16 protein-coding genes are annotated in these 26,048 nt (G+C 48.9%); 4 read left to right on the top strand and 12 right to left on the bottom strand.

Annotated elements, in window-relative coordinates; translation table 11 throughout:
- Nucleotides 1–2: 2 nt before the first annotated feature.
- Nucleotides 3–1,004: a GTP 3',8-cyclase MoaA gene (moaA, locus tag FJQ58_RS16845; protein WP_139995456.1), complete on the bottom strand. Its 1,002-nt coding sequence runs from the start codon at nt 1,002–1,004 to the stop codon at nt 3–5.
- Between the two features lie 102 nt (nt 1,005–1,106).
- Between moaA and FJQ58_RS16850 the strand changes: the two genes are divergently transcribed.
- Together FJQ58_RS16850 and FJQ58_RS16855 are read left to right on the top strand one after the other, a co-directional pair.
- Nucleotides 1,107–1,841 (top strand): molybdenum cofactor biosynthesis protein, encoded by a 735-nt coding sequence (locus FJQ58_RS16850; RefSeq protein WP_139995458.1) that lies wholly within the window; start codon nt 1,107–1,109, stop codon nt 1,839–1,841.
- A 268-nt stretch (nt 1,842–2,109) separates the two neighbouring features.
- Nucleotides 2,110–3,165 carry an HD-GYP domain-containing protein gene (locus FJQ58_RS16855; RefSeq protein WP_139995460.1) on the top strand — a complete coding sequence of 352 codons (1,056 nt, stop codon included), beginning with the start codon at nt 2,110–2,112 and terminating at the stop codon, nt 3,163–3,165.
- A gap of 206 nt (nt 3,166–3,371) precedes the next feature.
- Here FJQ58_RS16855 and FJQ58_RS16860 read toward each other — a convergent pair whose 3' ends face one another.
- The gene (locus FJQ58_RS16860) at nt 3,372–4,148 is read right to left on the bottom strand and encodes a phytanoyl-CoA dioxygenase family protein (RefSeq protein WP_139995462.1); all 777 of its coding nucleotides are present in this window, start codon (nt 4,146–4,148) and stop codon (nt 3,372–3,374) included.
- A 128-nt stretch (nt 4,149–4,276) separates the two neighbouring features.
- Here FJQ58_RS16860 and FJQ58_RS16865 point away from each other — a divergent pair, with 128 nt between their 5' ends.
- A complete protein-coding gene (locus tag FJQ58_RS16865) occupies nt 4,277–5,155 on the top strand; it encodes an AraC family transcriptional regulator (protein ID WP_139995464.1) in 879 nt (292 codons plus the stop codon).
- An 862-nt stretch (nt 5,156–6,017) separates the two neighbouring features.
- On the opposite strand, the gene FJQ58_RS16870 is transcribed toward FJQ58_RS16865, so the two are convergent.
- From FJQ58_RS16870 to FJQ58_RS16915, 10 genes are all read right to left on the bottom strand, one after another.
- The gene (locus FJQ58_RS16870; protein ID WP_139995466.1) at nt 6,018–8,735 is read right to left on the bottom strand and encodes a glycoside hydrolase family 38 N-terminal domain-containing protein; all 2,718 of its coding nucleotides are present in this window, start codon (nt 8,733–8,735) and stop codon (nt 6,018–6,020) included.
- 93 nt (nt 8,736–8,828) lie between these two features.
- Nucleotides 8,829–11,591, bottom strand: coding sequence for an alpha-mannosidase (locus tag FJQ58_RS16875; RefSeq protein ID WP_139995468.1), 2,763 nt, complete (start codon nt 11,589–11,591; stop codon nt 8,829–8,831).
- Nucleotides 11,592–11,660: 69 nt separating this feature from the next.
- On the bottom strand, nt 11,661–12,722 hold the full coding sequence (locus tag FJQ58_RS16880) for a Gfo/Idh/MocA family protein (RefSeq protein ID WP_139995470.1): 1,062 nt from the start codon (nt 12,720–12,722) through the stop codon (nt 11,661–11,663).
- Between the two features lie 38 nt (nt 12,723–12,760).
- On the bottom strand, nt 12,761–16,576 hold the full coding sequence (locus FJQ58_RS16885) for a malectin domain-containing carbohydrate-binding protein (RefSeq protein ID WP_139995472.1): 3,816 nt from the start codon (nt 16,574–16,576) through the stop codon (nt 12,761–12,763).
- A 31-nt stretch (nt 16,577–16,607) separates the two neighbouring features.
- The gene (locus FJQ58_RS16890; RefSeq protein ID WP_238404107.1) at nt 16,608–17,597 is read right to left on the bottom strand and encodes a Gfo/Idh/MocA family protein; all 990 of its coding nucleotides are present in this window, start codon (nt 17,595–17,597) and stop codon (nt 16,608–16,610) included.
- 17 nt (nt 17,598–17,614) lie between these two features.
- Complete coding sequence (locus FJQ58_RS16895) at nt 17,615–19,240, bottom strand: type 2 periplasmic-binding domain-containing protein (protein ID WP_139995476.1); 1,626 nt, start codon at nt 19,238–19,240, stop codon at nt 17,615–17,617.
- 44 nt (nt 19,241–19,284) lie between these two features.
- Nucleotides 19,285–20,175, bottom strand: a complete 891-nt coding sequence (locus tag FJQ58_RS16900) for a carbohydrate ABC transporter permease (protein WP_139995478.1) — start codon at nt 20,173–20,175, stop codon at nt 19,285–19,287.
- A gap of 10 nt (nt 20,176–20,185) precedes the next feature.
- Nucleotides 20,186–21,085: an ABC transporter permease gene (locus FJQ58_RS16905; protein ID WP_238404097.1), complete on the bottom strand. Its 900-nt coding sequence runs from the start codon at nt 21,083–21,085 to the stop codon at nt 20,186–20,188.
- A 172-nt stretch (nt 21,086–21,257) separates the two neighbouring features.
- On the bottom strand, nt 21,258–23,063 hold the full coding sequence (locus FJQ58_RS16910) for a sensor histidine kinase (RefSeq protein WP_139995480.1): 1,806 nt from the start codon (nt 23,061–23,063) through the stop codon (nt 21,258–21,260).
- Nucleotides 23,041–24,342, bottom strand: a complete 1,302-nt coding sequence (locus FJQ58_RS16915; RefSeq protein WP_139995482.1) for a response regulator — start codon at nt 24,340–24,342, stop codon at nt 23,041–23,043. Before FJQ58_RS16915 ends, FJQ58_RS16910 begins: the two co-directional genes overlap by 23 nt.
- 243 nt (nt 24,343–24,585) lie before the next feature.
- Between FJQ58_RS16915 and FJQ58_RS16920 the strand changes: the two genes are divergently transcribed.
- Nucleotides 24,586–26,037 carry an IS1182 family transposase gene (locus FJQ58_RS16920; protein ID WP_139995484.1) on the top strand — a complete coding sequence of 484 codons (1,452 nt, stop codon included), beginning with the start codon at nt 24,586–24,588 and terminating at the stop codon, nt 26,035–26,037.
- Nucleotides 26,038–26,048 lie beyond the last annotated feature (11 nt).

Here is a 26,048-nt window from a genome sequence, read left to right on the forward strand (position 1 = left end):
CGTCAGCCCCCTATTTGCGACATGCGCCGTTCCGTCGGCACATGGGTTTGCGCGCCATCCGCTAGTTTAGCCGCCATTTCATGGTTCTCCGGTTTAATGTCCATTGCTCTTAGAAGCAGGCGCTGCATTTCTTCTGGCTTACCGAAGGCTTGCTTCACATCGAGTTCATCCACCCAATAAAGACAAGGCTTTATCGAACCGTCCGCGGTTAGGCGCAGCCGATTGCAGTTGCTGCAAAAATGGTCGCTGATGGGATGAATTAAGCCAAATGAGCCGCGTGCCCCCTTCATCTGCCAATCGTCAGACGGTCCGTTGCCATGTACATTCGTTCTGCGGCTAATCTCATAACCCTCTTGCTCGGCTACTTCTAATACCCGATTGAGTGACAAATAATGCTTTTTCCAGTTTTCGTCGGCGTGGCCGATCGGCATGTATTCAATAAATCTAACATGCATCGGCTGTTCATAGGCAAGCCTAAGAAAAGCAGCGATTTCATCCTCATTGACTTCCTTTAGAAGCACGCAGTTGAGCTTGATGGGATTAAAGCCTACCGCAGCGGCAGCTTCAATGCCCTCCATCACTCTTTTCAGTTCGCCTCGCCTTGCAATAAAACGGAATCTTGAAGAATCCAGTGTGTCCAGGCTAATGTTCACTCGGTTCAAGCCTGCTGCACGAAGCGCTTCGGCTTGCTTCGCCAAAAAAATCCCATTAGTAGTAAGTGCTATATCTCGAATGCCGGAAATAGCCGACAATCTGCTAATTAAACCGTCCAAACCTGGTCGAATCAAGGGTTCTCCGCCTGTAATGCGCAGTTTGGTAATGCCAAGAGCCGCGCCCGCTTCCACAACCTCTACGATTTGGTCATAGGATAATAAATTTTCGGATTCTGTGAATTCCATTCCTTCCTCCGGCATGCAATATAAACATCGCAAATTACAGCGATCAGTTACGGAAATGCGTAAATAATCGTGTACCCGTCCAAAACGATCCGTCAATGTCGGCATGAATCCCACTCCCTTTCTGTCTATGTATCAGCATAACATTTTTTCATCAATTATGATATTCTAGAAGCAGCTTTTAACCTATACGATGAGAGGTATCCTACCGTGATATATCAATGGACTATACAATTATTTGCAGGGCTGCCTGAACGGCTAGGCACCGATATCATAAACTTGGAAAGCGTTGAAGGACAGATGAAAGCTGCCGATTTGAAGACAGCCCTATCAACCATATATCCAGAACATCAAGCGATCATCCATGTTTCATTTATCGCTTGCAATCACGCCTATGCCGCCGAAGATACCCTTTTGCATGCCTCGGACGAGCTTGCCCTCCTGCCTCCCGTTTCAGGGGGAGAGGAACTTCCGTTGCCTGCTATAGAGCAAGCGGACCGATATGTTATCACACCGGATGCGATTAGCTCTGATACTGTTCTTGCCAAAGTGATCGTTCCTGAGCATGGCGCTGCCATCGCCTTTGTCGGAACGACCCGCGAGTGGACGCAAGGCCAGCGCACTGTTAGGCTCGAATATGAAGCCTATGCGCCAATGGCGATCGTGACTATGAAGCAAATCGGCGATGAAATTGCGGAGCGGTGGCAAGGGGCCTTATGTGCGATCAGCCACCGCATAGGCGTCGTTGGCTTAGCGGAAACGAGCGTTGTCATCGCCGTCTCTTCCCCTCATCGGAACAGCTGCTATGAGGCGAGCAGATATGCAATCGAACGTTTAAAACAAGTGGTTCCTATATGGAAGAAAGAGATTTGGGAGGACGGTTCCGAATGGAAGGGGCATCAGCTTGGACCTTGGAATCCAACCGATGAACTAATCGATTTTTAAAAGCTTTTCATTCCCTAGCCATCAAAGTTTGCGGGTAATTTTGCGTGACAACAAATCACCCGCAAACTTTTTTGCATCCATCGTCTTTGGTCCTACTGAAAATCGCTTCGTTTTTCATGGAATAATAAGTTCAATCGAAAAACAAGGTCGATTTTTGCTGAAATATTAGGTATTTAGTCGCTATTCCAATATCCTCATATTGCCAATCTGAGCATTCATTGTTACTATTGTAGGTACATTAGTTATTACAATACATTGAGGTGTCTTGATGAGGGTCCATGTTACAGAATTACAAAATGGAGACCAGTTAAGCAACGATACGTTTAACAATTACGGGCTTCATGTACTCTCCAAAGGAACGATCCTTTTTAGTCATGAGATATCAAGATTATTTCAACACCAAATTGAATATGTCGACATCGATGAAAGAAATGCTGCAGAACCTGAGAAGCGCACGTTAGAATCCACGATCAACCCAAAATGGCTTCCGACTGTACAGCCTATTTACGAAAACGCTGTCAAGAGCTTCGAGAGTTTATTTTCCAAAGCGTCCGATCAAGGGGTCATCGATGATTCCGAAGTTTCCTCCATGCTTCAGCCCTTATTAAACAATCTCCAGTTGGAACGAGATGTCGTTTCCATGCTGCTGCTGCTAAATACGAAGGATGATTATACCTACCAGCACTCCGTACAGGTAGGCATGCTATCCTATTATCTAGCCACTTGGGTCGGATATACCGATGAGGATTCTGCTCAAATCGGCAAAGCTGGCTTTCTTCATGATATCGGCAAATGCCGGATTAAGGACGATATCTTGAATAAGCCGGGCAGGCTAAGCGATGAAGAGTTCGAAGAAGTTAAGAAGCATACAATTTATGGCCATGAGATTATTAACAAATCATTTGATGAGCCGTTTGTCGCCATTGGCGCCCTTCAGCATCATGAACGAAACGACGGGACAGGCTATCCCCATGGCATTACGGGCGATAAAATCCATCCCGTAGCCAAAATCATTGCCGTCGTCGATATTTACAGTGCCATGATCTCACAGCGTGTCTATCAGGAGAAAAGAGATTTGTTATTCGTGCTTAAGGAGCTTTACCGTCTAAGCTTTAAAGAGCTGGATCCTTATACCGCGCATACCTTTATCAAGCATATGATGCCTAATTTCATTGGCAAGAAGATCGACCTCGTCAGCGGCGAGAGCGGCATGATCATCATGACGCACCCTACTGAATTTTTCCGTCCACTTATCCAAATCGATGATCAATTTATTGATATGTCGATCGAACGTGATTATGAAATTCAGCATGTGTACATTTAAAAGCAAACCTAATCCTTCACGCCGATCCTGGATCGCTGTGGAGGTTTTTTTCTTGCTGCGCTATGCCGGCATTTAGTTTGAATAGGCCGAGAACACAGCCTCACTAACCTAACTACATAGGAGTGATCCTCCTAAATACAATGGAAGAGAGCAGGGACACTCCCTGCTCTCTTCCATTGTATGCTTCTCTACTTCTACATTTTTGCTTATTCCTCAATCTTGTATTTCGGGCTGGCATTGTCGAAGTTCGGGTTCTCTCCGCAAACCATCAGGCCCTGGCCCCAGTTAATATGTGTGTTTTCCGATGGAAAATCCGTAGCGCTGCGGTATTGGAACAGTACATTGCGCCGTGTCCGGTCACTGAGATTCGCTGGTGAACCGTGAATCGTCAAATAGTTGAAGAACAGAACATCACCGGCTTCTGCCGGGCAAGGAGTGCCCATCGATATCGGATATTCCTTGGCATTCAAGTAATGCTTGCCGATATGAGGAATCTCACCTTGCTTATGGGAGCCCGGAATTACATGCAGACAACCATTCTCTACATTCGCATCGTCCAGATGAACGCTGGCGGCCAGCATGGTATGCTGCTGGTGCGGAAAGTAAGGATGATCCTGATGCATCGGAAAAGCCGCTCCATTCTCCGGCGGTTTGACCAGCATCTTGGAATGGTGCAATTGAACGTTGGGTCCAATAATTTGCGATAGAACGGCTGTCATATTGGCATGGACGATTGCCCGCATGAACGAAGCATCGTGATACTGCACATCGTGAAAGCCTTTAAGCACAAGCTTCTTTAGCTCCTCCTTCGGCAAAAAATCTCCTTGCCACGCATGATTCGTATCCTTCTGTACTTGGGCCGCACGGTCGATGATCTTTCCGACTGCCAACCTCATTTCCTCAACCTCTGTTTGATTAAATACGCCTTTCACCAGCAGATACCCTTGTTCGTTGTAAAAATCGACATCCTGTGCTTTAATCATGATAGTTCCTCCATTTGTTTTAGTTTTGTTAACCATATGTATATTATGACTTGTTGACGTATTCATATCTTTAGCTGATAGAGCCAACCTTTTGTCTTTTTACGCCATCATGAAGAGGAGGATGTATTTTGTACCACTGGATTGAGAGCGAAGCCCGGCTGAATAGGCAAGCCGCACGGATTACAGCTGCCGATGCCGCATTCACGGTTCATTATTGGGGGCTGAACCCCCGGCATTTCAGCAATTCGCTGCATAAGCATTCTTTTTTTGAAATTTGTTACGTCCTGTCCGGTGAAGGAACTTATCTAGATGACGGTGTACTTTATCCGTTAAGTCAAGGGAGCCTGTTCTGTTCGCGGCCGGATATTACGCACCAGATTCAGTCCTTTGACGGCATGCAGCTAATTTACGTAGCCTTCGAGCTTGATGAAAGCAAATGTTCAGATGAAGTTCGCTCAGCCTTCCAGCTGCTGGCCGAGACGACTGATGTCTGCAAGCAGGATGGCGACGAGCTGCCTTCCGCGCTGCTTTGGCGTTCCCTGCTTATACGGTCGGATGGCCAGCCGGCCATACCGGAATCCTCTCTGCCTGATTTAGCCCGTGCACTTCTTTTTTCATTTGTGTCCCTTTTCGGACGAAGAGAGGCTGTGGATCGACCCTCGGTTTATCGCAGCTCCGCGCTGATTCTCAAGCAAGCTAAGCTCTATATCCGCGACAATTTGTCAGATGACGATCTTTCACTCGGCAAAGTTGCCGCTCATATGAACGTGTCCTCTCGGCACTTATCCCGGATATTTTCTGCGCATATTTATGAATCCTACTCGCAATATGTCCGTTTGCAGCGGGTACGACAGGCCGCTCATCTGCTTCGCCATTCTGAGCTGTCGATTAAAGCCGTTGCAGAGGAGACCGGATTTGGATCGGTCCATTATTTTACTAGGACCTTCCGGGCGCTGATGAACACTACGCCAGCAAGATTCCGTGAAGAAGCGACTGCTGGAAATTAGTTACGCCACTCTGCTAGGACTACCAGTATCGAACTGAGCTGCCAAAGAGAATCTATCGTTTCTTCAGAACAATGTTCTGGCTGCGCTTCCGTTTCTTCAAAACAATAGTCTGGCTGCGCTTCCGTTTCTTTAAAGTAATAATCTGGATGCGCTTGTACAGCATTTTTCAAGTTCAAACCGAGTACATGGAATTTCTCCCGCTAAATTAGCGATAACCGCTTCTCAAGTGAAATAGCTGGAAATTTTCCTGTTAATTCACCCCTTTTACTTCATTTCGGACTAGAAATAAGGAATTAAAGGGAAATTTTCCAGCTAAATTGTTCGAAATCAAATAAACCGTCTAAATAGCGGGATAAATTCCAGCTAAATTAATTGCGGAGAAGTTTTAAACCAATAGCTTTAGCTTATATCTCATGAATGATTGAATGATTAATTTGTTAACTAATCATACCAACGGGCAGGCGGACTTTTCATAAATGGTACTCTATTAGCTAACGGAGCTCACTCTATACAAACCTAACAGCAAAACAGTCACCAGCCTCCTAATGGGGGAAATCTCCCGCACCAAACCACCTCAGATAGCCCCGTCCATAGTAGATAGACGAGGCTTCTTGCGTCTTTCGAAACACTTGTGACTTCTACTTACAAACCAAGCATGAATGCTGGGTCACTGACAAAGAACGAGAAAAACGATATGCTATCGTAATTTGAATCTTTGATTAGTTTAAAGTAGTTGGACTTAATGTTAACGTTTGAGTCACTGCGCGAGAGGAGCATTCTTTAGGATCGCTCTTGCCGCCGCCAGCTGCTTGGAATTTAAATTTTAGGCTAGGTTAGGAATTTTGATTAAAATAGGGCAACATTACGAGTTTTGCGGCTGGGGGAGCTGGTAGGTAACAATCTTTCTCGCTGCCACTACAGTGTTAAGCTGTCCGGTTTCCACCTTCAACGTTTCCTGCCATTCCTCAAGCAGATTCGTCCTTCTCACCTCGCCATCCAGCCCTTCTCCCGACACGGTTACAGGCGAATCCGTTTCCTCAACATTATAAACGCGCAGCAGCGGTCCCTTCCCGTCTGTCGACCACTTCAGCGCCGAAACCATGACTTCGCCAGCGACCTTTAGGAAGCTCCCGCTTGCAGGAAGCTTCGGCCGGTCTGCATTCGGGTTGATTTCCATAAAAACCCCTTTATGCATCGTATCCTGTACCCATGCCCTCCCTTTGTTCCATCGCTCCTCATCTAGCGCCAGAAGCTTACACTCCACCCCTTGATGAAATAACTCTGCTTCCTGATACAGACGGGTCGGCGTAACTGAATCCAGCGAGAACGGTCGGAGGGCGAGCTCTACTTCTGTACGGCCCAGACACTGCCCCTTAGGCTGCAAATCCTCTTCCATCCGGGCTTCTTCCCTCAGGTTAATCGTTTCTACACCTCTTAGCATCGTGATCCCTGCCGTGCAGCCCGAATTCGTCATTTCATATTCATGGAGCCCCTTGGCAAATATAGCGCAGCCTGCAGCTCCATGAACAGGAGCCAGCCATTTCCAGAAGGGCTGGGAATTGGCATCGCGCTGATAGCTGCTGCCTGCATCCCACTGGCGCCGAACAACATCAAACTGACCGCCCGCCAGCACCTCATCGGCAGCGCCAATACCATGAAACAGCAATCGTATTCGATGATCCTTAACCCGGTTTTCCAGCTCGACGTTCATCCGAACCTGCCGAGATCCCCGATCCAGCCGGAGCGTCACACGGAAATCGCAAGGAGTGCTCTGTGAAGATCGCCTAATTTGTGAGGCATCTAAACTTTCCGGCAGTTCCCAGGTGAATTCGTATACGCATTGCTCATACAGTTCATTTCTCGTCCAGTCCACAAAAGATACCGCTTCGCTCCAGAACGCTGGCACATCGCCATCCACGTTCTTGAAGACATACAGGTCTCCGCCGTCCCCCGCATCCTGAATACGTCCCTGATCGTGATAAGTAAGACTTGAGAGCTTATCCTGTAGATGGAAAGCGCCAGTCGGCAAGAGCTCCACCCTTAAATACTCATTCTCCAGCACAGGCAGCAACGGCTGCGTCGATAATGAATCGGCCAGCTCCTGAATAACGGCTCCCGCTCGGCCTGGGCGCACCCGGTAAGCAGCATAACCAAGCGCAGGCGCAGCCGGCTGCCATTCAATATCCACGCGTTTTACTCGAAGCACGCCTGGCAGATTAATCGGGCTGATGACCTGCTTGCGCACGATTTCCTCCGACAGGACCCGGTAAGGTATCGCATGGCCCTCTTCGTCTTCGATCGCAAAAGCCGATACCTGATCCTCTTCCAAGAAATACACCGCCGTCTGCTGAACGGCTCCCGAAGGCAGCTGTGAAGTATTGAAGACCACCAGCTTCTGATCCTGAAGATCATAGGCATCGGCCTGTATCTGCCTAGCTAGAATGGTCTTCTTGCGCTCGATGATCTCACCTGCCAATTCCTCCAAGCGCTTAAATCGGTCCATCATATGGTCATGCACGCTGTCCTGGCTGCAGCCGCAGATGCTGTCATGGGGATGATTTTCCATATACAGCTGCCAATAATAATCAATCGTGTCCGCCTCATATGGATCCAACTGCAATTGCTGGGAGAATACCGACAACGGCTCGATCCATTTTTCCACGAGGTCATGGCAACGAACATTCGCCTGCTTCAAATAAATTCGGCTGGACAAGGTGCCCGCCAGAATGCTGTATTCAAAGGCTTCACGCAGTTCGCCCTTTATGGTCTCCAGAACGCCCTCCTGCTGCTCCTGCATGTAGGATTGCACGCCCTTCACATAACTAGGCAGTGTACTGTGGACCACCTCGATTTCTTCGCCTGCAATATCCCGAAGACTCGCTAGCACAGTTGGCAAATCATACTGGGCTTCCAGGTGATCGACGCCGTTCATCATCGCATAATGCCCGGAAGGGTTTACCGCTTCTTCCCGCTCTCTCATGCCCGCGAATACGCTGGCAAGCGCTTCCTTCTCCGAAGGCAGCCGCTGAGCGCTGTTATACCAGAAATACAGCAGCATGCCGTCCACATCCGAGCCATCCGGAGCTTGCCAGCGGAAGAAAGGCAACGGATGCTCCGCAAGGTCGTAGCCGCGTCCAAACACGCAGTTATCCAGTCCCACTTCCCGGAATATCTGCGGCATTTGGCTGATTAAGCCAAAGTGGTCAGGTAGATAGCCAACCTTCATCTCGCTGCCGAGCTGCCGGGACTGGGCTATACCTTTCATCAGATTTCTAACCGTTGATTCCCCGCTTGTAAGAAACAGGTCGTTTTGCTGATACCAAGGACCCACCAATATCCGTCCCTGCCGTATATAACTCTCGAGGCGTTCCCGATGCCCCGGACGCAAAGCGTAATAATCCTCCAGCACAATCGTCTGGCCATCCAGATGAAAATAATAAAATTCAGGCTCGCGGTCGAGCAAGTCCAGCAACCTGTCGATCAATTGGACCAATCTGTAGCGGAAACGTTCAAAGGGCAAATACCATTCCCGGTCCCAATGAGTGTGTGAGATAAAATGATAGATTTTTTTCGGTGCCATGATAGGCCTCCCCCTACAAAAGCCTTTCTACTATAAAAGGCAAAAATCTTGATAATGTTTCTAACCTATGCTTTCCTTGCCGCACATGATTGCCTATCCGTTATCGAAGACAAGGCGCAAGGTAATGATCTGCTTAGGTCCTGCCGTAAGCTTAACGGCATTCCCATTAAACGGCAGTGTCTCCTGATGAGCCTCGTCCAGATTCACTAGCGCTGCCGAGGCCAGCGGACTTGCAAAGGTTAGGGCGGCCTCCTGCTGATCGGACCCGCAATTGAATAAACGAACGATATACCCGTTCCTATCAGCCGCCAGCTTAAAAGCACTGACGATCATCCCGTCGCCCGATAAGGAAAGATAGGATTTGCGCAAGGGAAGATCTTCAGCCCTGCTGTGCGGAGTTTCCTTATAAAGCTTGCCGGATTTACGGTGTGCGGTCTGCAGTCCGGTCACAAACTGCTGATGTTCTCTCCACAACCGAGCCTCGATAGGTTGATCCGCTCCGAAGAAGCCGAGTGCGTATTCAAACGCAAGCGTTCCCAGCAGTTGCCCGCCGTCACTGCCGTCGGTCATCACTTCCTTATGGGTGCTGCGGTACAAGGTTAAAGCGATCGTCCGCTCGGCCTGGTCTCGCACTGCCGCTTCATGCAAGCCTTTGGTGTACACCGCTATGCCTTTGTCCTGATCATGGAGCGCCACGATGCCATTGTGCGGTACTACCTCAAAGGGCTTGCGCAAGTAGTGGGACTGGTCGGCAACGCTGATTGGCCTTCTTACCAGATCAAACGGCGTACTAGTGTAATAATGGTCTGCGGCAAGGCCAGTGGGGAACAACAGCTTAAGTCGGTGATCCCGTGCTGTGTTCATGATTTCGGTGCGGCAATAGAGCACGGGATCATCTTTTTTCAATGTGATATAGGTAACCACCGGTACATCCACAAGCTCCTCGCTGCGCGAGGTTTCCTGCTTATTGATGCTTCGGGGCAACTGAAGCGTCAGCTGAATCCGAATGGTAGCCTGATAAGGCCCATCGTGCTCGGCAGCAACTACCGCCGCAAGGCCAGTTGAACGAAACTTCGCGTTGCCTACCGGCGCTATATGGCTCCAGCCATCGCCAATATCTGCTTCATCCTCAATCAGCAGAAGACCTCTGTAAGTATGATCGCATTGCAAATCCGTCACATCAATCATGCCGCTGGCACCGACAGTCACCTCGACGCGGCCATTGTTCCAGCAGTTCTCCCCCGCTTGGAGCGATCCGGGAAAACGAACCGGTCCGATAAGCTTAGGAGCGCTGTAGGCCAGCGGAGCATGATTCTCAATCGTATATTTCTCCAGAGTAAAGGTCGAGTAGCCCATAGCCGGCAAATCAACAGGCAGCGCAATCCTTAACCTGTCTACGATATCCGCGCGCGGCAGCTCGCGGTAAGGCCTGAACCTGCTTACACTGTTCGTACGCGCGCCAAGCAATTGATAAGGGACTTCCCGATGCTCGTGATCGAAGATGCGGAAGGAGGTTCCCTCCAGCGCTCGCATGGCCACAGCGGCATCCTCTCCCGCTGGAAGCGGAAGCTCTACAGTCGCTATGCCGTTCACCGCAAACTGCGAACCGTTGAACACGGTAAAGGCTTGATTGCCGTTTAAGTCAGCAGCTCGCAAATGATCGACGATGAAGAGGGCCTGTTCCTTAATCATCTGTTCGCTGATGAGGCGGGATTGGTCAAAACGGTACATCATATCCCGGTGAACCTGATCTATTGAGCAGCCGCAAATGGAATCATGCGGATGGTTCTGAAGCAGATGCTCCCATGCTTTGTCGATGAATGCCTTCAGATAGGCGCGCCCTTCCAGCGAAGCCATGACACCCAGTGGCTCTGCCCATTTCTCTAACAGATTCTCACAGTGCTGATTATGCTGCTTGAGATGAACACGCGAAGATAAGGTATTCTCGGGTACCCAATTATTAACCCCGTTTAAGGCAAGAGCTTTTTGCTCGCCTTTGTACACCCGCAGGTCCCCGAGCTTCCCGCGCAGCTCCTCCAGATACAGCTCCAAGCTGGAGTGGACCAGCTCCACATCAATTTCCTCTGCTGCATTAATCGTCTTGAGCAGCCATGTCAGCTGTGGTTCAATCTCCACATGATCCACGCCGTCCATGCCGATGCCAATCGTTGTCGTGCTGCGCTTGTTCTTGTACGCAATCCACTCCTGGACGCGTCTGATCAGCTCTTCCCGGTTCCCGGCATAATCATCGTCTCGATCAAAAAAAGGCCAGCGCACGCTAAAATAAAAGTCGCTGTACGAGCGGTCCTCATCCAGCTTGAGACCCAGAACGCGGCTGCCATCGGCGCCTTCCCACCAGATTTCAGAAGGATCAGCGTCGCCTTCGAAGCCTCTGAACAAGACGGCATTATCGATGCCGAAGCCCTGCAAAATCTGCGGCATTTGGCTGTTGTGCCCGAAGATGTCTACAATAAAGCCTGACTTCATCGGCTCCGTGCCCCACTCCCGCGATTGTGCCATCCCCTTCTGAAGATTCCGAATCAACGATTCCCCGCTGACCAGAAATTCATCCGGCATCACGTACCAAGGACCAATGGCGATCCGACCGCTGCGGATCAACGCTTCCAGCCGGCCGCGATTTTCCGGACGAATCTCCAAATAATCATCCAGTACAATGGTTTGACCATCCATCGTGTAGTATTTGTACTCCGAATCGTTCTCCATATGGTCCAGCAGCTCGTCAATCATATAAACTAGCCGCGCTCTAAAGCCTTGAAAATCCTGGTACCATTCCCGGTCCCAGTGGGTTTGGGAGACCACGTGAATTTTTTCGATTCCTCTGCCTTTCTTGCTCATATAGCCATTCTCTCCTGTCACTTAATGAAAAGCAGCACTTCAGGTAAGACCCTGAAGGCTGCTGCTTCGTTATGAAAAATAGATTTCTTTCCCTTGCTCGGCTGATTCATAGATACCGCATAAAATCTTCATCATTTCCACGCCGTCCTGCACCGGGCTTAGAGGACTGCTGCCCAACAAGCAGCAGTTTATAAAATGATCAATTTCATTTTGAAAAGCGCGGTCAGCATCAAAGCTCGGATGATCGGTCTGGGGCTGAACGACTACCATCGTATTCGATTTCTCCGAAATCAGCGCAATCTCCGGTTCAATTTCCATGCCGCCCTTATCGCCATACAAACGGATTGAAGTTTCATCCTTCCGTGCATGAAGAGTAAAGCTGACATCTACCATTAGCGAAGCTCCGTTATCGAAGCGGATCAGCGCATTGGCCATATCCTCCACCGTATTGTGTTCCGGATTATAATCGGCAGATTTGTAGAAGGAAAGATTTTGCACATGAGAGCGTTGACCTAGTTTCCGGTAAGTATTGCCGCTGATCGATTTCACTTTGGGACGTCCCATCAGAAACCAGCACAAATCAATGATATGCACGCCTAAATCGATTAAAGGTCCTCCGCCTGAACGTTCCTTATCGGCAAACCATCCACCAGGATTGCCCAGTCGGCGCAGGCAGGAAGCCTTGGCGTAATAAATCGTTCCAAGCTCCCCTCCCTCTGTCCACTGCCTAACCATTTGCGCGTTGGGATCATACCTTCGCACATAACCAATTTGCAGTTGTTTTCCACTTCTTCTTACAGCTTCTTCTACCTGAAGCGCTTCTTCTACGGTCATGCACAGCGGTTTTTCCACCAGTACATGCTTGCCGGCATCCAGAGCCCGGATTGCAAATTCCGCATGAGTGTTATTCCACGTACAGATGCTGATGGCATCAATATCCGGATTAGCGATCATCTGGGCAAAATCCGTATAGATCTGCCCAATTTGGTAGAGGTCCGCTTGCGACTTTGCCCTTTCCTCATTGAGGTCGCAGATCGCGTAAAGCTCCGTCTGTTTATTGTTGTGGTAAGCCCTTAAATGAAAATTGGAAATGGAGCCGCTGCCCACGATACCCACTTTGATTTTGTTCATCTTGTTTAAATCCACCTTTGTCGCCTATATTTACGGTTCTAGTTGGTCCGCACGACGCGGATCGCGTTCACTGCCGCCGCATCGCTCAAAGCGGAAAAATCAATATCTAAGACGCCATCGCTCACGGCAACTTTAGTGAATTCATAACGGCGCGCTTTGTCGTGGCCGAGCGTTGTTTTAAACATATCGTAGCCAGACAACGCATTTTTCCCTTCAATGTCGACATTAAACACCCGTATGCCGCTGGAGGTAAATACAATTTCCGCAAAATCCAGACTTACCTGATAAGTACCGTTTGGCACATTGAATTTATAACTGAACGGATTGCCTCCGCTGCCATAACGCTGCGACTGATAAAGCGCAGGATCGCTCGACCCGGTTATGGTGTCTGCCGTGCTTGATGCAGCTGACGTTGAGGTTGTATAACCCCATGTGTTCGCACCGGAATAAGGCTGATCCGCCGCCCATACTTGACCAAGAGAATCCGTATAGCTTGCTGCTGCACCTACGTTTACTCTTTGCTCATAAGGGCTTACGACTGTTATCGTCCACGATTTAGTAGGTCCGAATACCGTTACGCCATCCTGAATCATGCTCGCACTGAAGGTATAGGTTCCGGGAGTAGACGGAGCTTGGATACTGAATACAAAGCTCCTGCGCTGATTAGCTGCAATCGTTTCGTAACCTGGGATGAAAGTCCGTTGGTTAACAGCGCTCAAGCTATAGCCCCCATGGCTAAAATCGCTCCACACAAACTGATTGGTCAAACCGGCTGATAAGCGGTAGAGGCTGCCCTCCGTCCAGTTATTCGCGCCCGCATTCTGCACATCAACGCTGACCTCAGCTTTGGTCCCCGCTGCCATCACCGTTGGAACATCCCAGTCCGTAAATTTGGCATCCCTTGGGCCTGCTACATGAATGGTGAATGACTTTAATACGCCGAAGCTTCCGGTTCCATCATCCATTTGCATAGAGAGCGTGTACGCACCCGGAGTTGTCGGCGCTTGAATAAAGAAGGAGAACGTCTTCGACTGCTCTGTCTTAATTAGTTCATTCTGGTTCATATAAACCTTCTGGTTCGCTACGCCGCTACTAACCCCTCCGTAAGGGAAAGCTGCCCAAGTCAACTGATTGGTGCTGGCGCTTTTCAGCGTGTAGTTGGCTGCCCGTGACCAATCGGCGTTTCCTGTATTTTTGAACGTAATCGCAACCGGTATTTGCTCGCCCGGTGCGGCATATTCAGGAATATCATCATTGAAGCTGACCGCGTTCTTGGCCAAGGCTCCGCTCGGAGAAACCCGTATATCATAAAGCCCCTTATCGCCAAACAAAGCAATTCCATCCTGAATCATTGAAACGCCTAATGTATAAACGCCACGTGTTCGCGGCGCAGCGATGGTGAAGGTAAAGGTTTTGCTCGCGCCCGGTGCGATGGAATCGGTTCCACTGAGGAATACGCGCTGGTTGCCTGCATTTGTGCTGATCCCGCCGCTTGCAAATCCGCTCCAGATGACATCATTCTTGCCGGAGACTGCCGCCAGCCTAAAGTTGTCGGCCGCCGTCCAGATTGCTGTGCCTATATTTTTGACAGTGACCGATACGGTGGAGGTCTGTTCCTCCGTCATCGCAGAAGGCACGCTTACCGCTGTAATTTGCGCAGCTTTGGCTGGTGCGGCTATGACCTGAATCTTCTTCTTCTGCATATCCCCCAGCAAGCCGGCGCCATCGCGGATCATCGACGAACCGAATAGATAGCTGCCCGCAGATGCTGGCGCTTGTACTTGGAATGTAAAGGTCTTAGTTCCCTGCGGCTGAATGCTGTCTCCTGAGGCAAGGAATGCACGCTGATTGCCAGCGGAGAGCGAGTAACCGCTATCCGTGAAATCCGTCCATGTCAGCGTATTGTCAGTCGTTGCCGCAAGCCGGAACGAGCTGGCCGCCGTCCATGTCGCACTTCCTACATTCCGAACAGTGACCGATACCGGGTATTTTTGCCCTACGATCATCGTATCCGGCACTTGGGTGTCCAAAATGATAGCATCGTCCGCCAAGCTGCCCTTGACCTTCTGACGGATCAGGGAGGCATACGTATAAGGATCAACCGCTTCGTAACGGTATTCGGGATGCTCGGCAGCAATTTTCTTCATGACCTGATTGATAAATTCGATGGAAGTGAATGCCGGCTTAATATATAGAAAATTAGGTGCGGAGCCCGGGCTTACCAGAGCTGCCGTTGCATTGTAAATATGATTTGCCTGCCCTTGCACATCACCATTGGCAATGGGAACGTTATCGCCCATCACAACCATATTCGTGCTGCGGACATCAGGCTTAGGTGCATTCAGATTCGGATTGTAGAACAGAGCCAGATCATTGGAGAACCAGCGATAGGTTTGCTCGGCAGCAGCCGTGACTAGACCGGCATTGCCGTTCAGGATGAAACCCGACATGGTGTAACCTGTATTGCGGAACAGCTCTTGGTTCCATTTTAACCAGACCGGCATATCCTTGATGTAGTCAGGATTCGCATATCCCGCTCCAGAAGCGCCTGCAACCAGATAATCGTTCGACGTTGCCGTATCATACAAATACTGCATAATATCCGGTGCATTGCGCGTGATTGGAGCAATGTTCCATGCGATCGGCAGCTTGCCCCGGGCAGGGTCCGAATTCCAGACATAAGGAAATTGATAATGGACCGTGGACGCATCATGGTCGCCCATTCCCCATAATATATACGTTTTGTTCTCTAACACGGGACGGCTGCCCGCCTGAACCGCTGGTTTAAGATTCGTCGCTGCGGGTCCCCACCAATGGACAGACATATTGGAATCGCCCATCGTGTCGATAATGCTGGCAAGCGCGGCATTGTATTTGGAGAAATACTCTACCACTTTCCACTCGCCTTCAAATTCCGTATGACTGCCCTTGCCCCCATACGTTGAATATTTGTCCCACCATGGAAAGAAGCCATAGACCTCGATCATGTTATCTTTGCCATGTCTGTCATAAGCCGATTGTAGAATCGCCAGCATCGTATCCCGATCTTTCCCTAGGGTCTGGTCGGGCGCATCGAAGGCTTTCTCGTCTCCCCACGGGCTGAGGTCGAACACAAAGGCTTTCCGCATAACGAGAATATCCCTGACAGAAGTGTATTCCTGCGAGTGGGTCTGAGGCAGCCGGGCATAAGCATCCTCTATATATCCGAGTACCCCGGCATTGGCAAGCCCGGTGTCCAAATACTGCTGCTTCGCCCATACATAAGCATCCGTCTTGGCGTTGGGACCAGTAAATTGTCCAGCAAGCGAGCGCTTCACAGAAAGGCTGTTCGGTGAGGTGGTTAGCCTTGTATACAGCTTACCTCCCCCCATAACGGCAGGCGCTTGCTCGACGCCGGCAATCGTCGTGGCGACGTTGGCCGTTGCATCGACTTTGGGGTCCCATACGGCAAGCCCCGTCAAGTCTGCCCGGAACGTATTGACCAAATCCTCAAGAGTAGCTAGGGGGGTCACCGTATATTCGCTAAGCCATTGGCCTGGCTTGCGAAAGGTTTCAAGCCATTTCTCGTCAATTTGCCAAGCTTGTCTGGCCGTTATGCTTGGCGTCTGTACGTAGAAAGAATTGTACACATAAAGCCTTGGCCCCTTTTGATTGACGATTCCTTGGAGAGTCGCAACAAACAGCCGGATGTCATAGCTGTCAGCCGTGTTGAAGACGTTTGCAGCTTGACGCAAATCAAAGGTGTAAATGACAGGGAAAGCAGCCGCCTTGAGCGGCGGTGGAGTAGCAGCGAGCCACCCTGATACAACAAAAGCGCAGAGCAGCACCATCTTCAACAATCGGCTATTCAACATACGCAAAGCCTCCTATTTGTTCGCTATTGGATTATATGCGGGCGGCTTCAGACCGCCCTGACTCACTAGATTTACGTGCTAGGAGCACAGCTCTCGCCGATGCGAGGCAATCCTCCGAGGTTAGAATGCAAGGTTCAATTCCCCGTATGCGGCGGACAAAATCCAGGCAAACGCTGTCATGCTGAACTTCGGCTTCCATAACATTGCGATGATTGCCCTCATGGGTGCATAGGATCACTTCACCCGACTTTGTTAGCACCTCGACCGTGCCATCGGTGCCGATCACCAGCATCCTGCAATCCCATGAAGTATTGCGAGGCGTCAGCCAATCGGCTTCCACATGGACGATAACCCCGCTGCGAAGCGTGAACAGAGCCTGTGCAAAGTCGATATAACCTGGCTTATCCGCAAAAAAACGGGTGTGCAGCGACTTGGCTGTCACTTCCTCCAATTCACTGCGGCACATCCATAACGCCAGATCGATATCATGGATCATAAGATCTACGATTAATCCACCGTTGCGGGAAGTGTCATACATCCAAGGCTCTTCACGTTGGGCCGTGGATTCATGCGGCCTCATCATGATGCAGCCGGCAATGTCGCCAATGTCGCCGCTGTCGATAATGGCTTTCGCCTTGACATAAAGCGGATTAAAGCGTTCGGTCAGCAGCACAGAAAATTCCGCAGGGGAAGCCGCAACCTCCTTCTCCAGCAGGTCAAGCTCCTCTTCCGTGATCGAAACGGGCTTGTCGGAAATCGCGTGTATTCCACGCCGCAAGCATTCGATCACCGCAGTTGTCTTCTCGTCATTGGGCAGGCACACGATTGCCGTATTACATTCGACTTCATCAAGCATGGCGCGGTAATCGCTAAAGAAAGGAACATTGTACCGCTCGGCAACCGTGCTCCAGCGTTCTTCCGTCTCCATAATCGCTACCAGCCTGGTATTTTCCGCTTTCAATATTTCTTGGATTGCGTATTCGCCATGAATACGCAATCCGATTGCCACCACATTAATCATCAATGCCAATCCCTGCTTTACTTCGGATTTTTTTGTAGATATTCATCTATCAGCTTGAGCTTCTCTGCCGTAACCTCGGGTTCTCCGATTTTTTTAAAGTTCTCCAGCATATCCTGCGTAATTTTGCGGGCTTCCTGCTCGGATGAAGCAAACATCGCTTTTGCTTCCCATTTGCTGATCTCCGGCCACAAATTCGGCCAATTTTTGTCCCATGCCTGGCCGGTGCCAGAGAAATTAAACGGAATATCCTGCAAGCTGACACCCGGCTGCCAAGTGTCTTGCGCCATAATTAACTCATCGGTACCCGCCATAACTGTTGCTTTAGGAATAACCGGGGCACTCAGCAAATTGTAATAACTAATGCCGGAACGAGTCTCGAAGCTGCGGTCCGCTTTATCCTGCTCCGCCTTCACCTCTGGCTTAGGCTCAAGAAGCCCGTCTGCATTCTTTACATAAAACTCCCCATCTGGGCCTGTGCTTAGAATCGTTGCCCCTTCCGTGCTCATACTCCAGTTGAGAAATTCCATCAAGCGTTCCACATTGCCCGGTTTTTCGGCGAATTTCTTAGATACAACCAAGCCCGTGGCCATCGAGAAGTTGGATTCCTGGTACGTTGGCATCTTCAAGCCGGGAACCTGAAGCGGAGGGCTTGGAATAAACCGTTTGGCTGGATCCTCAGCTTTCAGCACTCCGTTCGCCGTATCCATAGGACCGTTCGTATTGATCGTGAAGCCTACGCGTCCTGAGCTGAGCTTGGCTTGGTATTGCGCAGGCTGCTGCGTAATCGTCTCCATGTCCAGCAAACCTTCTTTGTAGAGCTTGTTCATGAATACCATATATTCCTCGATCTTCGGATCATTGAACCACCAGTGCATGCTCTTGTAGTCCTCTGAAATATTGAACCAGTTGCCCGTCCAGGAATACATCAGAAATTGGCGAAAATTATCGAACGATGCAGGGATAATCGGCTTGCCGTTCACATCCGCAATCTGTTCCTTGAATGCTTTTAGAACCAGATAAAGCTCATCTATCGTTTTGGGCGCATTCATCCCCACCTGTTTCAGCCAGTCCTCACGGATCATGGGGCCTACATTTAATGTCATGATTTCGCTGTTTCCTGCAGGGTTGCCCGGAATCATATACATGTTGCCATCCTTCTTGCTGGCATAAGTCACCTGATTGAAAGCCGGATCGCTGTATTTGAGGAGATCCGGATATTTATCCAGCCACGGCCCCATATCGATAATATAGCCTGCTTCAGCCCATTTGTTGGCAATGCCGTTATTAATGTCATCGGTCAGGATGCTGACAACATCGGGAATATCGCCGCTAGCGAGCATCGTATTCATTTTATCTGTCGGCGTTTTCGTATTCGCAGCCGTAATCTGGATATCGAGGTTTTTGTTCTCCAGCAGCCACTCATGCATCCGATTGTCCTGCTTAGGCGCATTGTCATAAGTATGCATATACATGAGATTGATCTTCAACGGCTCTTCCTTCGTTTCCTCGCCCACCGTGTTTTCTGGCTTGTCGCTCGTTTTTGTAGCGCTTTCATTATTTTCATTTTTAGAGCACGCGGCCAGACTTGCGGCCAACATGCTACTAAGCAGAAGCATAGTAACGAGCTTAATGCTTTTTTTCATTGGACTACCACCCTTTTGTTGTTATAGGTTTGAACGGACCAACCTTACCCTTTTAACGAGCCAATAATCATTCCTTTGACAAAATAACGCTGAAGAAAAGGATACAGCACGAGGATGGGCAGTACGACTACCATCAGCATGGCCATCTTGACCGATTCGGCAGTTACCGTTCTTCTTGACGCATCGCTTAGATTTACCGCCCCGAATGCCAGTGATCCCGACTCATTTTGGTTAATATTCATGACCTTCATCAGAAGCGTTTGGAGCGGAAGCAAGTGCTCGTTCGTCGTGTAAATAACGGCGGTTAAATAATCGTTCCAGTGCCCGACTGCCGAGAACAACGCCATCGTGGCAAAGATCGGCATGCTTAGCGGTATGGCAATTCTAGCAAAAATGATCAGATCGTTCGCTCCATCAATTTGGGCTGACTCCTCCAATTCCTGCGGCAGGGTTCGGAAGAAGGATCGGAAAATAAATACCGCTGCGGCACCATATAAGGATGGAACCACGTACACCCAGAAGCTATTGAGCAGATAAAGCGATTTGTACAGCATGTAGGTTGGAATTAGGCCCCCGCTGAAGAACATCGTCAGAATCAGCATGAGATTGATCAGCTTTCGGCCCTTTAGCCTATTCTTGGACAGGCCATAAGCCATCAGAGAAATCAAAATAATGGAAAGCAGCGTCCCGATTACCGTCCTTCCGATTGAAATGGTATACGCATTCAAAATATCGCCTCTGGAGAAGACTGCGATGTAGTTATCCAGCGTAAACTTCCGAACCCAGAAATTAATGCCGCCGCGCGAGGCATCAAGCCCCTCATTCAGCGAAATGGCGGCGATCCGCCAGAACGGAAACAGAAACGTGAAGCAGAGAACCGTCAGAAACAGATAATTAATCCATTGAAAAATATTTTCCCCGCGTGTGGGTTTCATGATGACCTCCCTAAAAGACCCCGTCTTCTCCGAATTTTTTGACAATAAAGTTCGTGGTCAAGAGCAGCAGCATCCCAACAATGGACTTAAATAATCCGACTGCTGTGGCAAGCTCGTAATTGGCTCGGAAGATTCCGACCTTCATGACATATGTGTCAATAATCTCCGCCTTGTCGAGCACCATTTCATTTTGCATGGCATAAATCTGTTCAAATCCTGCATCCAAAAAATGTCCAATATTAAGAATGAACAAAAGGATGATGGTGGAGCGAATGGCTGGCAGCGTAATATGCCATACCTGCCTCCATCGGCTCGCGCCGTCTACAACGGCGGATTCAAATAATTCAGGGTTTACCGCAGTAATGGCAGCTAAGAAAATGATCGTACCGAAGCCAATTCCCTTCCAAATATCGGAGGCGAGAATCATGCCCCAGAAATAATCCGGATTTCCAAACCAGAACACAGGTTCATCAATAAGGCCCAGAGCCGTTAGCAGCGTATTAATGAATCCGCCATCAACGCTGAACAGATCGTACCAGATCCCGGTAATGACGATCCAGGATACGAAAAAAGGAAGATACGAGATCGTCTGTGCCAATCGCTTGAATACCGAGCTCCGCACTTCATTCAGCAGCAGCGCCAGTATGATCGGAGCCGGGAACCCGAACACCATTTTCAACAAACTGATAGCGATCGTATTTTTGAGAAGGCCTGAAAATCCAGGACTACCGAACAGCTCCTTGAAATGCAGAAGCCCAACCCAATCGCTGCGAAATACCCCTTTAATGATGTCATACTCTTTAAATGCGATAAGCACGCCGTACATCGGCTGATAACAGAAAACGAGAAACCAGATAATGCCCGGCAAAATGAATAAATACAAATACCGGTTGTTCCATACCGACTGCAAATCGAACCTCCCCCTCTTTACTCTCTTCTGCTCCTTAAGTATAGCTTCGGGGGAGGAGACAAAAAATTCAGAATCCTATCATCTTATTTTAAAATTCTACACACTTATCGGGATACGGCGCTAAAAAAAACGTTCTTCACTTAAAGCTGTGAAGAACGCCGGAAATTTCTTCCTATTCAACTAATGGAATCACTACAGTAACCTTTGTCCCTTGTCCCGGCTTGCTTTGAAGAAATACGCCATACTCTGGTCCATATTGAAGCCGTACCCTCTCGTGGACGTTGCGTATGCCGTAACCCCCTTCGACGGAAAAATGCTCCGCACGCGCCGGAGCGCTCATACCGACGCCATCATCCTCCACCTCGAATTGCATCGTTTCGCCTCTCCGATAAGCTCGAATAACGATCGTTGTCGTTCCTTTCCTTTTCTCCGCGCCATGGAGAATTGCATTCTCGACAAAAGGCTGGAGAATCAGCTTCAACGTCATAAAATGCCCGATTCCCGGCTCGATCTCATAGACGACATCAATTCGTTCCTCCAAACGGATTTTTTGTATCTCGGTATAGGCTTGCAAATGCAAGATTTCATCCCTTACGGCAAGCAGCGGCAGTCCCTTATTAAGGGACAATCGGTAGAAGGTTGCTAGATGATCGACCATCCCCATCGTTTTTTGGTTCTGCCCATCCATTGCCATCCACTTAATAGTGGCCAGCGTGTTATACAGAAAGTGAGGATTGATCTGGGTCTGGAGAGCCTTAAGCTCTGATTCCTTCTGTGTCTGCTGGCTGATTGTGAGCTGGTCAACGAGCTCCCTTATTTTGCGCAGCATGCGGTTGTAGCTTCGGGCCACTGCGCCGATCTCATCTCTCCCGTCAATATCAACATGGATGTCCAGCTCAAGGTTCTCCACACGCCCCATCTGCTCAGTAAAAACAGACAGGCGCCTTGCAATCATTCTCGCCAGCATAAGCGCAAGCAGGAGACTGACCAGCAGACAGACCGCTGCCACCGTAATCGTTAACTGACGGATCGCTTTAGCGCCGGCAAACAGCTGATCAACGGGGATAACCCGCAGAAAAAGCCAATTCGAATCGCTCCCCCGTTGATACAGCACCATCGATTGAATCCCATCCTGCACCATGGCAAACTTGCCTGATGGATCGCTCCCGATTTGCGACGACAAGGCCACTGGAAGCTTCGACTGAAGCGAGACCTCTTTTTCATAGCTGCTATACAGAATGCCCATTTGATCATCCGCAACGATAATGTGGTCGCCAGGCAGGCTGCCAGGCGCAATCAAATCCCCAAATATACTGGAGTAGTTAAGAACCAACTCGAAGATGCCCGTTATTTTCTCGTGATTATAAATGACAGGCTTGATGATTCCTACATACAACCCTTCGGTGGTAGCCAGCTTTTCTCCGGCAAGGCCATAATCGGGTTGATTGATTTCATCCGTGACAATCCACATTTTCTTCTTGGACAGCGCAATATAGTCATTAATGGTGTACGATTCCGTGTTTTGAAAAAAACGCGGATACCAGGAAGCCTCCTTCGCATAGCTAATATCGATAAAGGAATTCCCTGATTCCGGAATGGTCGGATTTTCCTTGTATAAGATCAGCTGGGAGATGCTATCATCCTTCTTCGGAACCTCAAAAATTTTGGAGATCGTATTCAGAAAAGCATAGGAATAATCTCCTGGAGACTTGTACGGATAGGAAACGGCGCCTACAAACGGCATGTCCGTGACAAACTGATTTATTGTCCGGTCATAATTGTTCAGCTTGTACTCCGCATTCAGCACCACTTGTGCCAAGGTCTGCTGGTAGGACTCACTGGCCTGCTCATAAATATATTTTTGCATCGTGGAATAAAACACAGCACCCAATACCAGAATGGAGACCAGTACGAGCAGCCCGTAGCAGAACATCATTTTGTGCTTAATCGAAATATCATGAATTCTCAGCCTCTTCATTGCCGCAGCGCCAGCCTTTCAGGGATTCACGGTACTCTTTGGGGCTTTGCCCATATATATTTTTGAACACAACACTGAAGTAGGAGGTACTGTTAAAGCCTGTGCGTTCCGCAATTTCATAAATTTTGCAGGAGGGGTCCTCCAGCAGCTTGGCTGCATGGCGCATTCTGATTTTGGTCAGGTAGTCGATGATCGTCTCACCTGTTTGTTCCTTGAACAGATTGCTAATATAGTTCGGCGTCAGGAAAACGAGTTTGGCAAGCTCATCCACCGTAATGGTTCCTGCATACTGCTGCTCAATAATTTCTTTAATCCGAATCACGGGCTCTGCATTTTTTCTTCCGTTTATGGCATCACCGTTATAGAAGGTCAGATTCTTTCCTACATGAAATCGTTGGGAAACCGCGATCGTTGCTTCCCTGTGCGCTTCCGGCAACTCCGAAAGGGCGGATTTCACCCGGCTCACTCCCGCAGTCACATTCAGATGGAGCGTATCATTCACGTCTTTTCTAAAATGATCGAGCATCTCGCGCGTTCCCGTCTCTGAAGCGCAAACGACCCACAGCAGCTCCTGCTCGTCCGCAAATCCCCCTGCCCAAAGAAAGCGCTTTCCAAATTCCTTTAACTTCATCTGGGCGGTCTGGTAGATTTGCCTCTTATTACGGTCCGAAGAACCGCTACCTGCATTTGTTTCCTCGAAGACCATAATGATCAACGAGAAATCGCCCTCCTCGGGGATGCCCAAATACAGGGCTTTATCCGCAATCGCATGAGGATCTAACAATTGGCCGTAAAGCAAATCCCTGAGAAACTGTCCGGTGACAGCCGGTTTATTGTCCTCCAGCATCCGGCTGAGGTTCTGCCGTTCGCTGTCGTTACGTTGCTCGTCCAGGCAGGCAGCCGCAACAGATCTCAGCACTTCCAAGAGCTCATCAAAGTTAACTGGTTTGAGTAAGTACGCATTTGCGCTCAGCTCAATCGCCGTCCGTGCATATTCAAACTCATTATAGCCACTGATAATAATAACGCGGGTACGGGGATAGCGCTGCCTGACCGCAGCAGCCAGCTCTAGACCGTTCATATTCGGCATTTTAATATCCGTAATCAGAATATCCGGCTGCAGCAAGCCGATCTTCTGCAGCGCTTCTTCTCCATCCTCCGCTGTTCCCGCGATCGTCATGCCTAGCTGCTGCCAAGGGACATGCTTGACAATGCCTTCTCTTTGTATTCGTTCGTCATCTGCAATAAAAACCGACAAGGTCAAGTCAACCACCTCCATCCTATACTGCTCCTTCACACACACTGACGGTTTATCCTTTCGACAAAATTTTCAAAACTCCTCTTCCTTTGGCCAACCTAAATAAACCTATCATTGCGGCTGGACAAAAAAAAGCCCCGCCATATCGGGAGGCCACTGAAAAAGTTCATTTGACGAAGAAAGGCATAGTTACTCAAAAAAATTGAGGTAGCTATGCCTTTCTTCTTGTATAATTTAAGCATCAAAAGAGAGCAGGTGAGTGAATTGATCCAACTGCAGCAAGCACTGGTCATAAGCCCATATATCGAACTCTACAACTTGGTCATCCCCAAAGATAACATGCTGCGGCAAATCAATGAGCTCATCGACTTTTCCTTCGTGTATGAGGAACTCAAACATAACTACTGTCTAGATAACGGGAGAAATGCAATCGACCCGATCCGGTTGTTTAAATACTTATTACTTAAAGCTATTTTTGAGCTGTCCGACGCCGACATCGTCGAACGATCTAAATACGACATGTCGTTTAAATACTTCCTGGGCATGGCGCCAGAAGAGTCCGTCATCGATTCCAGTTCGTTGACCAAGTTCCGAAAACTGCGGCTTAAAGACTTAAATTTACTTGATATGCTAATTGGCAAAACGGTTGAAATCTCAATTGAAAAGGGCATTATCCAAAGCAAAGCCATTATTGTTGATGCCACGCATACGAAAGCTCGTTACAACCAGAAGTCCCCACGGGAAATCCTTCAAGATCGTTCTCGAAAATTGAGGAAGGCCGTCTACAAGGTTGACGAATCCCTCAAAGCCAGGTTCCCTCCTAAAAACACAAATGATGAGCTGGAAGCTGAAATCGCCTACTGCAAGAAGCTAATTGATGTCATCGAATCAGAAGGCGGTGTTTGTGCGTTGCCTAAGATCAGAGAGCCGTTGAATCTGTTGAAAGAAACGGTCATGGATGACCTTGAACAACTACGTATCTCCGAAGACCCGGATGCAAAAGTTGGCCATAAAAGTGCAGATTCCTCGTTCTTTGGCTACAAAACCCATATTGCTATGACCGAAGAACGAATCATTACAGCAGCTATCGTCACTACAGGCGAGAAAAATGACGGCAAGCAGTTGCAGACCCTGATTGAAAAAAGTCAGTCAGTCGGGTTGGAAGTTAAAACCGTAATTGGAGACACGGCGTATTCGGAAAAAGACAATATTGCCTATGCCAAAACGAATGAAATAGAACTTGTAGCTAAACTGAACCCACAAATTACACAAGGCGGGCGTAAGAAAGAAGACGAATTTTTGTTTAACAAAGACGCGGGTATGTACGTGTGTAAAGCCGGACATATGGCGATTCGAAAAGCGAGACAAGGCAAGAAAGACCGCGGTAAAAACCAAGTCGATACGTACTATTTTGATGTTGAAAAATGTAAGAAATGCCCATCTAAAGAGGGGTGTTACACCGAGGGTGCAAAAAGCAAAACGTATTCGGTTAGTATTAAGTCTAGTGAACATACCGACCAGATGACGTTCCAGGAAAGCGAGTCTTTCAAGGATAAGGCCAAGGGGCGCTACAAAATTGAAGCGAAAAACAGCGAGTTGAAACATCGACACGGGTATGATGTAGCGTCATCCTCGGGTCTAGTTGGTATGGAGTTACAGGGCGCTATGGCGATATTCGCTGTGAATTTGAAGAGGATGTTGAAATTAATGATGTAGGTACGATATGG

It is taken from the genome of Paenibacillus paridis, from assembly GCF_006345825.1.
Lineage (GTDB): Bacteria > Bacillota > Bacilli > Paenibacillales > Paenibacillaceae > Pristimantibacillus > Pristimantibacillus paridis.